Consider the following 12,220-nt stretch of genomic DNA (forward strand, 5'->3'; position numbering starts at 1 on the left):
CCACCCCAGCGCCCGAACCCCCACCCCGCCTCCCCTCCCCATCCGGGACAATGGAGGTTTGTACGGAGCACGGCAATCGCGGACGCAGTGCTCATCATGTGGCAGGAGCGCGCTCCTGCTCGTCTTGTGGCAGGAGATCACGCGCGGTGTCCCAGAAGCAGGAAGCCCCCTCGGCCGGTGACGGCCGTCTCGACCTGCAGGCCGACTGCGGCAGCTGCTTCGGGCTGTGCTGTGTGGCGCTGCCCTTCGCCGCCTCGGCCGACTTCGCGGTCGACAAGCCGGCGGGCAAGCCGTGCGGCAATCTCCAGGCGGACTTCAGCTGCGGTATCCACGCCCGCCTCCGCGACAAGGGCTTCTCCGGCTGTACGGTCTTCGACTGCTTCGGCGCGGGCCAGAAGGTCTCCCAGGTCACCTTCGGCGGTACGGACTGGCGCAGCGCGCCGGACTCGGCGCGGCCGATGTTCGACGTGTTCCCCGTCATGCGCCAGCTCCACGAGCTGCTCTGGTACCTGACCGAGGCGCTGTCGCTGCCGCCCGCCCGTCCCGTCCACAAGGATCTCCGCCGGGCCCTGAAGGAGACCGACCGGCTCACCCGGGGCACCGCCGAGGAGCTTGCCCAGGTGGACGTCGGGGCCGTACGGCAGGAGGTCAACGCGCTGCTGCTGCGGACCAGCGAACTGGTGCGGGCCGCCGTTCCCGGCCGCAAGAAGAACCACCGGGGCGCCGACCTGATGGGTGCCCGGCTCGCGGGCGCCAACCTGCGGGGCGCCAATCTGCGCGGCGCCTACCTGATCGCCGCCGACCTCACGGGCGCCGATCTGCGTACCGCCGACCTGATCGGCGTGGACTTCCGCGACGCGAACCTGAGCGGCGCCGACCTCACCGGCGCGATCTTCGTCACCCAGGCCCAGCTCAACGCGGCCAGAGGCGACGCGGCGACCAAGCTGCCGACGGGCCTGAGCCGCCCGGCTCACTGGAAGTAGCGGGGACGCGTCCCGGCAGGGCGGTCAGGGCCGCGGCGCCCCGGCCGCCTTCTCCCCGGACGCACCGTTCTCCGCCTCGCCCGCGTTCTCCCCGGACGCACCGTTCCGCCCGTCCGCCTTCTCCGCAGGCGCGCTGTCATCCGTCTTCCCCGCGGACGCACCACCGTCCGCCCCGCCGGCCCCCTCCCCCGGAACCAGCCCCAGCGCCACGTCCCTGGCCGCCTCTGCCTCCCGGCGGAAGAGCCGGAACCACATGAAGAGGACGAAGCCGGCGAACACGAACCATTCCCCGGTGTAGCCCAGGTTCTGGAACGCCTTCAGGTCCAGGCCGCTGCCCTCCGCCGCCGTCGGCGGTACGGCGCGCAGCGGGGCCTGCGCGTCGGTCACGGTGATCCAGGCGTCGTACACGTCGTACGGCACGATGTTGACCAGCGACGCCGCGCTGATCATGCCGAGCTGCCCGGCCGGCAGCCCGCCGCCCGCGTGCACCCCGTCGGTGCCCTGGTTCTCCGACGCCTGCAGGGCGCCGGTGACCTTCACCGCACCGTTCGGCGGCGCGGGCACCTTCGCCCGGTCCTCCGGCGCGTTCGCGTCGCCGGGCAGCCAGCCCCGTACGACCGGGAGGGCCTTGCCGCCGTCCGTGCGCAGCAGCGTCAGCACGTAGAAGCCGCGCCGGTCGTCGAGCCGGCGGTCCGGTACGAGCAGTTGGTGCGCGGTGTCGTAGCGGCCGGTCGCGGTGGCCTGGCGGCCGGAGGTGACCTTGTCCACCGGCAGCAGCTCGGCGAGCGGCCGGGCGGCCGCGGTCTTCGCCTCGGCGGACCGGTCCTCCTGCTGGTGGTGCGTGTCGACGCGGTCCTCGAAGCGGCCCAGCTGCCAGCTGCCCATGAAGACGCAGAAAGGGATCGCCAGTACGGCGAAGACGTTGATTCCCCACCACCGCGGGGTCAGCAGGAACCGGTACACATGGCCAACGGTACGGGGAGCGCCGCCCGGGCCGGACGGCGGGGCCGAGCCGCCCCACCGCCGCGCGCCCGGCAGGGACCACCGGCTACTTGGCGGGCAGCGCCTCGGTGCGGTAGACCGTGCCCGCGCAGGCGTCCGGGATCTTGGCGTCCGCCGCCGCGGGCTCCCCGGCCTCGGGTGTGTGATTGAGCACGACACCGCCCGGTGGCTTGGAACCGCCGCCCGGCGTGCCGTCGTCGCCGCCGGCCTGGCCGCCGCCGCCCGTGGTGCCACCGCCGCTGCCGCTGTCCGTGGCCGCCGCCGAGGCGCCGGCCGAGGTCTCACCGGGCGCCTTGGACGGGCCCGGGGACGGCGAGGGCGGGGGCGCCGTGCAGCCGGTGACCCCGCCGCCCTCGGCCGGCACCCACGCGAACTTGACCTCGTACGCCTGGCCCGGCTTGAGCACCAGCTGGTCCGGCGTCGTGATCGGGTCGGGCAGGCCGGGGGCCGCGTCGCCCGCCGTGTGGTCCACGACGCTGATGCGCGAGCTGTTCGTACTGCCCTGGGCGAGGACGCCGACCTGGCCGCCACCCTCGACCGAACACGTGGTGTCGGAGGTGTTCACCACCCGGAACGAGCCGTAGACCCGGCCCGCCGAGTCGGCCGGGCCGACGTGGCTGACACCGTTGCCAAGCTGCGCACGTGAGCAGGCGGGCGAGGTGACGTCCATCGTGGCTGACGGATCGGGGGTGGTTCCGGCGCCGGTCCCGGGCTGCTTGCCGTCCTTGTCCGGGCCCTTGCCCGGCTCGGAGGGCTTGGCCCCCTCTTCCGTCTTCTTGCCGCCGCTTCCGGTCGGCGGCTTGCCGGTGCGCTCCGTGCCCTCGCCGTGCGAGCCCGTGGCGCCACCCGGGGTGCGCTGCGTGCTGGCGGCGTTGGCGGGGCGGTCCTCGGGGCCGTCGGTGAAGCTGGCCACGTGCACCATCGCGGGGATGGACGTACCGCCGAGCAGGAGGGCCGCGGCCGCGCCGACCACGGCGTGGCGGCGCCGCCGGCGGCGGGCCGGGACGGCGCGGCGCAGCCGGTCGAGCGCGTCGGGGGCGGGCTCCAGGTCGTCGACGGCGGAGCGCAGCAGCCGCCGCAGCTCGTCCTCACCTACGCCGGAACCGGCTCCGGAGCCGATGTCGGAACCGCTCCCGGAACCGATGTCGGAGCCGTCACCGTCCGGACCCTGCGGATCGCGGGCAGCGCACGGATCATCCGCGTCGCCCGCCTCCTGACAGCGGCGCGGATCGTACGAGTCGTACGATCCGTGCGAGCCGTACGAGCCGTCCGAGTCCTTCCGCTCTTGCGAAACGTGCGGTTCCTGCCGGTCGTGCGGGCCTTGCGGATCATGCGGGTCGTACGGGCCGAACTGCTTGCCACTCATGCGGGAGCCTCCATGGCGACGCGCAGCGCCGCGATACCCCGTGAGCCGTACGCCTTCACCGAACCGAGCGATATCCCCAAGGTCTCGGCGACCTGCGCCTCGGTCATGTCCGCGAAGTACCGCAGGACCAGGACCTCGCGCTGGCGACGCTGCAGCCCGCGCATCGCCTTGATCAGTTGGTCGCGTTCCAGGAGGTCGTACGCGCCTTCCTCCGCGCTGGCCATGTCGGGCATCGGCTTGGAGAGCAGCTTCAGCCCGAGGATGCGGCGGCGCAGCGCGGAGCGGGAGAGATTGACGACGGTCTGGCGCAGATAGGCAAGGGTCTTCTCGGGGTCACGCACCCGGCCCCGGGCGGAGTGCACCCGGATGAAGGCTTCCTGGACGACGTCCTCGCACGAGGCGGTGTCGTCCAGCAGCAGCGCGGCCAGTCCCAGCAGCGAACGGTAGTGCGCGCGGTAGGTCTCGGTGAGATGGTCGACAGTCGTGCCCGCAGCCATCGCGTCGTCAGTGTCCCCACGCTGGGGAGAGATCTGCGTGGGTTGCGCGGGCTGCGCGGCGGGCCACGGGGCGATCACCGGCATGCCCCCGGGCAGCCGGGGCCGCAACGGCCGCACCGCCGTGCCACCGGAGCCCCCTGGGGCGATCGTGATGCCGAGTACCTCTGCCACGCCTGTTGGACACGTTTCCCCCCATCAGGGTTGTACGCGCAAGACACCGTTTTTGACGGTGAGTCAAATGCCCTCATGCGTACCAGCTGCTCCCCAAATACCCCATTTGTCCCGCACGACCATGGCCACCCGCGAGGGGCGGCCACAAAGACGCTCCCCTCCCAACTACCGGTTGCAGCAAGGGGAGAAGCGCATGGTCGAACACGCCGTCGGGCCAGTTCAAGTGGTTTGGACCAACGACTCGCTCACAGGACCTTCACACGACTCACAAGGTATCTCCTGAGCGGATCAGTGACAGCACCAATCGGGTCAGAGCCCGGCCCGAAGCGGCCCACCGGGACCGCCGACAGCGGTTCCCGGCCACGGAGCACCGATTACCGGACACCGGCCCTCCCCCGGGCCGGGCTCCGGCGTCCTACGCCGCCAGCTCCGCCGCGACCACCTCGGCGATCTGTGCCGCGTTCAGCGCCGCGCCCTTACGAAGATTGTCCCCGCACACGAACAGCTCCAGCGCACGGGGGTCGTCCAGCGCCCGCCGCACCCGCCCGACCCAGGTCGGGTCCGTGCCGACCACATCGGCGGGCGTGGGGAACTCGCCCTGCGCCGGATCGTCACAGACCACGACGCCCGGGGCGGAGGCCAGGATCTCGTGCGCCCCGGCGACCGTGACCTCGTTCTCGAACCGCGCGTGCACGGTCAGCGAGTGGGTGGTGATCACGGGAACCCGTACGCAGGTGGCGGAGACCCGCAGACCGGGCAGCCCCAGGATCTTGCGCGACTCGTCGCGGACCTTCAGCTCCTCCGAGGACCAGCCGTCCTCCTTCAGGGACCCGGCCCACGGCACGACGTTCAGCGCGACCGGCGCCGGGAACGGCCCGAGGGTGTCGCCCATCGCCCGCCGTACGTCACCGGGCGTGGTGCCCAGTTCCGTACCCGAGACCGCGGCAAGCTGCGAGCGCAGCGTGTCCACGCCGTCCTGGCCCGCGCCCGAGACGGCCTGGTACGAGGAGACGACCAGCTCGCTGAGCCCGTACTCGGCGTGCAGCGCGCCCAGCGCGACGATCATCGAGAGCGTGGTGCAGTTCGGGTTGGCGACGATGCCGCGCGGGCGCACCCGCGCCGCGTGCGCGTTGATCTCGGGGACCACCAGCGGCACGTCCGGGTCCAGCCGGAAAGCTGCCGAGCTGTCCACGACCACCGCGCCCTTGGCGGCGGCGATCGGCGCCCACTGCGCGGCGACCTCGTCCGGTACGTCGAACACCGCGATGTCGATGCCGTCGAAGACCTCCTCGTCCAGCGCGAGGACCTCGACCTCCTCGCCCCGTACGGTCAGCTTGCGGCCGGCCGAGCGGGAGTAGGGGTCCCCCTTGCCCGAACGCAGCTGAGAGCTCGGGGGAGCGATGAGCCGGATCTCGCCCCAGATGTCGGCCCGCTCGGAGAGGATGCCGAGCAGCACCGAGCCGACCGCGCCGGTGGCGCCGACGACGGCCAGATGCGGCTTACGGGCCGCGCGGTCGTCCGCGCGGCCCGTAGCCGTACCCGAGAAGGAGGTCGTCATCGACCGGTGCCGCCGTACACCACGGCCTCGTCGCTCTCACTGTCGAGACCGAAGGCGCTGTGCACGGCCTGCACGGCTTCCTTGACGTCGTCGGCGCGGGTGACGACCGAGATGCGGATCTCGGAGGTCGAGATGAGCTCGATGTTCACGCCCGCGTTGGACAGCGCCTCGAAGAAGGTCGCCGTCACCCCGGGGTTGGTCTTCATACCGGCGCCGACCAGCGAGATCTTGGCGATCTGGTCGTCGTAGCGCAGCGAGTCGAAGCCCACCGACGCCTTGGTCTTCTCCAGCGCCGCGACGGCCTTGCGGCCCTCGTCCTTCGGCAGCGTGAAGGAGATGTCGGTCAGACCCGTCGAGGCGGCCGACACGTTCTGCACGACCATGTCGATGTTGACCTCGGAGTCCGCGATGGCGCGGAAGATCGTCGCCGCCTCGCCCGGCTTGTCCGGCACGCCGACGACCGTGACCTTCGCCTCGGAGGTGTCGTGCGCGACGCCCGAGATGATCGCCTGCTCCATGGGCTGGTCCCCTTGCGGTTCGTTGCTGACCCAGGTGCCGCGCAGTCCCGAGAAGGACGAGCGGACGTGGATCGGGATGTTGTAACGGCGGGCGTACTCGACGCAGCGGTGCAGCAGCACCTTGGAACCGGAGCTGGCCAGCTCCAGCATGTCCTCGAACGAGATCCAGTCGATCTTCCGGGCCTTCTTCACGACCCGGGGGTCGGCGGTGAAGACGCCGTCCACATCGGTGTAGATCTCGCAGACATCCGCGTCCAGCGCCGCGGCCAGCGCGACGGCGGTGGTGTCCGAGCCGCCCCGCCCCAGCGTGGTGATGTCCTTCTTGTCCTGGGAGACGCCCTGGAAACCGGCGACGATGGCGATGTTGCCCTCGTCCACGGACGTCTTGATGCGGCCCGGGGTGACATCGATGATCCGCGCCTTGTTGTGCACGGAGTCGGTGATGACACCGGCCTGGCTGCCGGTGAAGGACTGCGCCTCGTGACCGAGGTTTTTGATCGCCATCGCCAGCAAGGCCATGGAGATCCGCTCTCCGGCGGTCAGCAGCATGTCGAACTCGCGCCCCGACGGCATCGGGGACACTTCCTGCGCGAGATCGATCAGCTCGTCCGTCGTGTCGCCCATCGCGGAGACCACCACAACCACCTGGTTGCCGTTCTTCTTGGCCTCGACGATTCGCTTGGCAACGCGCTTGATGCCCTCGGCATCCGCAACGGATGAGCCGCCGTACTTCTGCACGACAAGGCCCACGTGCGCTCCTCGCAACTGTCTCTTCGGGAGTTTCCTCCCGGACCCCCTGACATGGGGGTACTGCGGTCGGCTCAGTCTAACGAGCAGGCGGAATCCGCCTCGCCAATACCACATGGTGAGACATCTGGCTCACGTCACGCGTTGTCGTGGACCGGCGTGGGCGCGCCGTTGCGCCCGCTCGGCCAGCACATGCCCGCTTCTTCCGAGGGCACACGGAAAGGTAAGCCAGGTCACATCGGGGTGCGACCGTACGGAATCGAGGTGCGACCGTACGAGACCGAAGTGGCGGCCGTACGGTGTCGAGGCCGCGGCCGTACGGGTGGGCCGCGTCATGAGAACGCGTACCCGCCCACCGGGCCGTCTCACACCCGCCGCAGCCCCAGCGGCCCGGCGATCTCCGCCGCCATGACCTTGCCGGCCTCCTCGGCCAGCCGCTCCTCGTCGCCGTCCACCGCGCCGCTGTCCGTGTCCAGGCCGTCCAGCGCGTCCAGCGGCTGGTCGAGGCGTACGTGGGCGACCAGCGACTGCAGCGCGCGCAGGGCCGCGCTCGCCGTCGGACCCCAGTTCGACAGGTACGAGAACTGCCACCACCACAGCGCCTCGCTGATCCGGCCCGCGCGGTAGTGCGCCAGCCCGTGCCGCAGGTCCGTGATGATGTCCGCGAGATCGTCCGAGATCCGGGACGCGACGGGCTCGCTGCGCGGTACGTACGGGTCGAAGACCTCGGAGTACACGTCGACCGGGTCCAGCAGCCGGGCGAAACGCTCCCGCAGCTCGTCCACGTCCGGCTCCGGGCCGACGTCGGGCTCGTACCGCTCGTCCGGCACGATGTCCTCGTGCGCGCCCAGCCGGCCGCCGGTCAGCAGCAGCTGGGAGACCTCCAGCAGCAGAAACGGCACGGCACTGTCCGGCTCGTCGCCCTTGGCCACCTCGGTGACCGCGACGATGAAGCTTTCGATCGAGTCGGAGATCTGTACGGCGAAATCGTCCGGGTTCTGCGTCGCGTCGTGCAGCGTGGCATCAGACATCGAGAAGTCTCCTCCCTTCGAAGGCCCGCCCGAGCGTGACCTCGTCGGCATACTCCAGATCGCCCCCGACGGGCAGTCCGCTGGCCAGCCGCGTCACCCGAAGGCCCATCGGCTTGACCATGCGCGCGAGGTACGTGGCCGTGGCCTCGCCCTCCAGATTCGGGTCGGTGGCCAGGATCAGCTCGGTGATCGTGCCGTCCGCGAGCCTGGCCAGGAGTTCCCGTATCCGCAGATCGTCGGGGCCCACGCCCTCGATCGGGCTGATCGCCCCGCCGAGCACGTGATAGCGGCCGCGGAACTCGCGGGTCCGCTCGATCGCCACGACGTCCTTGGGTTCCTCCACGACGCAGATGATCGCCGGATCGCGGCGGGGGTCGAGGCAGACCCGGCACTGCTCGTCCTGCGCGACATTGCCGCAGACGCTGCAGAACCGCACCTTCGCCTTGACCTCCATCAGCGCGTTCGCGAGCCGGCGCACGTCGGTCGGCTCGGCCTGAAGAATGTGGAAGGCGATCCGCTGCGCGCTCTTGGGACCGACGCCGGGCAGTCTGCCCAGCTCGTCGATCAGGTCCTGGACCACGCCTTCATACACGGAACGTCTTCTCTCTCTTCTGCCGTGCTGCGTACGCTAGTTGGCTGCTCCCCGGAAAGGGAGCCCTCTGGAGCCCCGTCCCCGTAACTCTTCCCCCGGGCCCGTCCCTGTGACGGGGACAGGCCCGGGGCCGGAACCAGGCCCGAAGCCGGATGGCTCAGAAGGGGAGGCCGGGGATGCCGCCGCCGCCCAGGCCCTGGGCGAGCGGGCCGAGCTTCTCCTGCTGGAGCTGCTGGGCGCTGGCATTGGCGTCCCGTACGGCGGCCAGAACGAGGTCCGCGAGAGTTTCCGCGTTCTCCTCCGCGCTCCCCGCCTCGGGGTCCACCGCCTTGGGGTCGATGACCAGGCCCTTGAGCTCGCCGGAGCCGTTCACGGTCGCCTTGACCAGGCCGCCTCCCGCCGAACCCTCGACGGGCGTTTCGGCCAGCTCCTGCTGGGCCGCCGCGAGATCCTGCTGCATCTTCTGGGCCTGCTGGAGCAGCTGCTGCATGTTGGGCTGACCACCGGGGATCACTACGTGACTCCTGCCGTACGACAACGATTGGTGCGGTAGCCCGAGCCTACGTGCTCGAACGGCGCTACGCCCTACGCCGTACGGAGGAGCACGGCGGTACGGGCGCGGCGCGCGCCGTCACCAGGGTCCGGCACGTCCCGGTAGCCGGTCCGGGCCTGGCCCTTCGTCCGGGCCTGGCCCTTCGTCCGGGCCTGACCCTTCGTCCGCGGCCGTCCGCGGTCAGTGCGCGTTGCCGTCCCGGACGCGGCCAGACCTCGTTGTCGGTGTTATCGGTGTTATCGGTGTTGTCGGTGCTCGTGGTCGGTACTCGCCGTCAGTACTCGTCGTCAGAACTCGTCAGAACTCGTTGTTGAACTCCTCGACCACTGTCGCGCCCAGCTCGCGGACGATCAGATCGTGTCCGCTCAGGGCTGAGTCGACGAGGTCGGGGTCGTCCTCGGCCGGCATGTCGTCCTCTATCGACACCGGTGCGGGCTCCGGCTCGCGATACCCGGCCTCCGGACCGGCACCGCCCGCGGCACCGCTTCCGGACCCGTACGACCCGCTGGAACCAGCGTTCCCGCCGCCACCGGCGGTGCCGGTGCCGCCGGACCCGTAACCGCCGCCTCCGGCCGGGGCACTCGTCGGCGCGACCGCCTGCCGCGCCATCTGCGCGCCCTGGCCGCCGCCCGTGGCACCACCCGCGTCGTACCCGGAACCGCCGTCGTACCCGCCGGACGGTCCGCCCGGCCCGCCCTGGCCGCCGCCCTGCGCGGGCGCGCCCGAGGGGCCGCCGCCGAAGCCGCCGCCCTGCGGCGCGCCTCCGCCGTAACCGCCGCCGCCACCGCCACCGCCGGGCGGATTGGTGCCCCCGGAAGGATCGACGATCGCCTCGACCTTCCACTGCACGTTGAACTTCTCGGCCAGCGCCTGCCGCAGCACGTCCTCGCTGCCGCCGTTGGCGAAGCTGTCGCGAGCACCCGCGTTCGGGAAGCCGATCTGCAGCGTCGTGCCGTCGAACCCGGCGACCTGCGCGTTCTGGCTGAGCAGAATCCAGGTGAAGCGCCGTCGGCCCTTCACGGCCTCCAGAATCTCCGGCCAGAGCTGCCGCACCTGGGCGGCCCCCTGCGCCATGTTGCCGCCCCCCTGCGGGGCCGGCTGCCCGGACTGGGGCTGCTGTCCGTACGAGGACGGCTGCCCATGCTGTACGGGTACGGACTGACCCGGCGCGGACGGCGCACCGCCACCGGCCGGACCACCCTGCCCAGGCGCCGCAGCCGTGGGCCACCCACCGGGCTGCCGCCCAGCGGCCGCACCACCAGCCCCCTGCTGCCCGGGCCAGGCACCGGGCTGCCGCTGTCCGGCGCTAGCACCGGCTCCGGCACCGGCACCGGCACCGGCACCACTCTGGCCGGCCCCCTGGCTGCTTCCAGCACCAGGCCAGGCCCCGGGCTGAGCGCCGGACTGGGCCGCCGCCCCACCGGACGCCCCGGACGCAGCGCCGGAACCGGCACCGGGCCAAGCCCCGGGAGCCGCCCCGCCTCCAGGCGCACCAGCAGCAGCCCCATGAGCAGCCTGCTCACCGGGACCACCGGGGGCCGCCGGTGCCGCTCCTGCTCCCGCTCCCGCAGGCTGCCCGCCCGCTGCCACCGGCTGTACACCTGCCCCCGAGGGCTGCGCACCTGCTGCCATGGGCTCCGAAGCCCCCCCGGATGCCGACGCGGGGGCACTCCCCCCACCCATCCCCCGCACCGCGGCCCGCGCCGCGGCCGGGCCGGACGGTCCGGCGGGCGGGCCCGCGGGAGGCGGCGCGGCGGCATGGCTGCCGGGCCCCGGCCCCGGTACGTACTCGACCTCGGGTCCGCCGATGCCCGTCGACACCGCGCCACCGAGGTTCAGCCCGGCCGTGCTCGCCCCGCGCTCCAGACGGTCGAGGCGTGCCTGCACCGAGCGCTCGTCGTCGTACGCGGCAGGCAGCAGCACCCGCGCGCAGATCAGTTCGAGCTGCAGCCGCGGCGAGGTCGCCCCCCGCATCTCCGTCAACCCGACATTGACCAGGTCGGCGGCGCGCGCCAGCTCCGCGCCCCCGAACACCGACGCCTGGGCCTGCATCCGCTCGACGACATCGGCAGGCGAGTCGATCAGGCCCTTCTCCGCCGCGTCCGGCACCGCCGCCAGGATCACCAGGTCCCGCAGCCGCTCCAGCAAGTCGGCCACGAACCGCCGGGGGTCGTTGCCGCCCTCGATGACGCGGTCCACGACCTCGAAGGCCGCCGCCCCGTCGCCCGCGGCGAACGCCTCCACGATCGAATCCAGCAGCGACCCGTCGGTGTACCCGAGCAGGGCCGTGGCCATGGCATATGTCACACCGGCATCGCCCGCGCCGGCGAGCAGCTGGTCCATCACCGACATCGAGTCACGCACGGACCCGGCCCCGGCCCGCACGACGAGCGGCAGCACACCCTCCTCCACGGGGATGTCCTCCTGCCCGCACACCTCACCCAGGTAGTCGCGCAGCGTCCCCGGCGGCACCAGCCGGAACGGGTAGTGGTGGGTACGCGACCGGATCGTCCCGATGACCTTCTCGGGCTCGGTCGTCGCGAAGATGAACTTCAGATGCTCCGGCGGCTCCTCGACCACCTTGAGCAGCGCGTTGAAGCCCGCCGACGTGACCATGTGGGCCTCGTCGATGATGTAGATCTTGTACCGGCTGCTGGCCGGCCCGAAGAACGCCTTCTCCCGCAGCTCACGCGCGTCGTCGACACCACCGTGCGAAGCGGCGTCGATCTCGATGACGTCGATGCTCCCTCGCCCGTTCCTCGCGAGATCCACACACGACTGGCACTCCCCGCACGGATCGGGAGTGGGACCTTTCTCACAGTTCAGACAGCGCGCCAGGATGCGCGCACTGGTCGTCTTGCCGCAGCCACGCGGCCCACTGAACAGATACGCGTGGTTGACCCTGTTGTTGCGCAGGGCCTGCTGCAGCGGATCGGTCACGTGCTCTTGCCCGATGACCTGAGCAAAGGTCTCGGGGCGGTAGCGGCGGTACAGCGCGAGGGACGACACGCATACGACGATATCGGCCCGCACTGACAACCGGGCCGCCCCCGATCCCCGGAACGCAAACGCCCCCCACGCACCCGCCAGAGCTCACTTACCCTTGCTGCCTTCCGGCCCTGGGGGAGTTCGGTGAGATAGCGCCACGTGAGGGGCTGCGCCCAACCCTAGCGGATCCCGCCCCCCACACACGACCCCGCCC

At 71.7% G+C, this 12,220-nt stretch carries 10 protein-coding genes and 1 other RNA gene; 1 reads left to right on the forward strand and 10 read right to left on the reverse strand.

Annotated features, from left to right (window positions below):
- Nucleotides 1-146: 146 nt before the first annotated feature.
- On the forward strand, nt 147-983 hold the full coding sequence (locus tag ADK86_RS10670; RefSeq protein WP_053696355.1) for a pentapeptide repeat-containing protein: 837 nt from the start codon (nt 147-149) through the stop codon (nt 981-983).
- A 24-nt stretch (nt 984-1,007) separates the two neighbouring features.
- Here the strand turns inward: ADK86_RS10670 and ADK86_RS10675 are convergent, their stop codons facing one another.
- The 10 genes from ADK86_RS10675 to ffs all read right to left on the reverse strand — a co-directional run bounded on the left by ADK86_RS10675 (nt 1,008) and on the right by ffs (nt 12,178).
- Complete coding sequence (locus ADK86_RS10675) at nt 1,008-1,946, reverse strand: SURF1 family protein (RefSeq protein ID WP_053696356.1); 939 nt, start codon at nt 1,944-1,946, stop codon at nt 1,008-1,010.
- Between the two features lie 85 nt (nt 1,947-2,031).
- Entirely contained in the window at nt 2,032-3,351 is a 1,320-nt protein-coding gene (locus ADK86_RS10680) for a DUF4232 domain-containing protein (RefSeq protein WP_053696357.1), read from the reverse strand.
- Nucleotides 3,348-4,019: a SigE family RNA polymerase sigma factor gene (locus tag ADK86_RS10685; RefSeq protein ID WP_394297252.1), complete on the reverse strand. Its 672-nt coding sequence runs from the start codon at nt 4,017-4,019 to the stop codon at nt 3,348-3,350. Before ADK86_RS10685 ends, ADK86_RS10680 begins: the two co-directional genes overlap by 4 nt.
- Before the next feature lie 415 nt (nt 4,020-4,434).
- Nucleotides 4,435-5,577 (reverse strand): aspartate-semialdehyde dehydrogenase, encoded by a 1,143-nt coding sequence (locus tag ADK86_RS10690; protein ID WP_053696358.1) that lies wholly within the window; start codon nt 5,575-5,577, stop codon nt 4,435-4,437.
- Nucleotides 5,574-6,845 (reverse strand): aspartate kinase, encoded by a 1,272-nt coding sequence (locus ADK86_RS10695; protein ID WP_003984653.1) that lies wholly within the window; start codon nt 6,843-6,845, stop codon nt 5,574-5,576. Before ADK86_RS10695 ends, ADK86_RS10690 begins: the two co-directional genes overlap by 4 nt.
- A 362-nt stretch (nt 6,846-7,207) precedes the next feature.
- On the reverse strand, nt 7,208-7,873 hold the full coding sequence (locus tag ADK86_RS10700) for a DUF5063 domain-containing protein (protein WP_003984654.1): 666 nt from the start codon (nt 7,871-7,873) through the stop codon (nt 7,208-7,210).
- Entirely contained in the window at nt 7,866-8,465 is a 600-nt protein-coding gene (gene recR / locus ADK86_RS10705) for a recombination mediator RecR (RefSeq protein WP_030601787.1), read from the reverse strand. Before recR ends, ADK86_RS10700 begins: the two co-directional genes overlap by 8 nt.
- 157 nt (nt 8,466-8,622) lie before the next feature.
- The gene (locus tag ADK86_RS10710) at nt 8,623-8,979 is read right to left on the reverse strand and encodes a YbaB/EbfC family nucleoid-associated protein (RefSeq protein ID WP_003984656.1); all 357 of its coding nucleotides are present in this window, start codon (nt 8,977-8,979) and stop codon (nt 8,623-8,625) included.
- A gap of 336 nt (nt 8,980-9,315) precedes the next feature.
- Nucleotides 9,316-12,027, reverse strand: coding sequence for a DNA polymerase III subunit gamma and tau (locus ADK86_RS10715; RefSeq protein ID WP_053696359.1), 2,712 nt, complete (start codon nt 12,025-12,027; stop codon nt 9,316-9,318).
- A gap of 52 nt (nt 12,028-12,079) precedes the next feature.
- Nucleotides 12,080-12,178, reverse strand: an RNA gene (ffs, locus tag ADK86_RS40105) — signal recognition particle sRNA small type.
- Nucleotides 12,179-12,220 lie beyond the last annotated feature (42 nt).

It is taken from the genome of Streptomyces sp. NRRL F-5755, assembly GCF_001279365.1.
Lineage (GTDB): Bacteria > Actinomycetota > Actinomycetes > Streptomycetales > Streptomycetaceae > Streptomyces > Streptomyces rimosus.